The organism is Streptomyces sp. NTD91, from assembly GCF_059510455.1.
Genome location: NZ_JCAJZW010000203.1, coordinates 1 through 249 on the forward strand (window position 1 = coordinate 1; position 249 = coordinate 249).

The window sequence follows — 249 nt, forward strand, 5'->3', positions numbered from 1 at the left end:
CGGTGGGGCGATGGTGGCGTTGCAGGCGTCGGAGGACGAGGTTCGGCCGTTCGTCGACGATGTGCGCGTGGGTCTGGCCGCGGTCAACGGCCCCCAGGCGGTGGTGGTTTCGGGAGAGGCCGACGCGGTGGAGGGGGTCGCGGCGCACTTGCGGGCGCAGGGCCGTAGGGTGACGGCGCTGCGCGTCGGTCACGCGTTCCACTCGCCGCTGATGGAGCCGATGCTCGCCGAGTTCCGGGCCGTCGCCGA

The 249-nt window shown here is 73.5% G+C and carries 1 protein-coding gene; it reads left to right on the plus strand.

Annotation, left to right across the window (positions count from 1 at the left end; all coding sequences use genetic code 11):
• Positions 1-10: 10 nt before the first annotated feature.
• Positions 11-249: acyltransferase domain-containing protein (locus AC5WRT_RS39235; protein WP_496098989.1), on the plus strand; the 239-nt coding region annotated here is incomplete at its 3' end.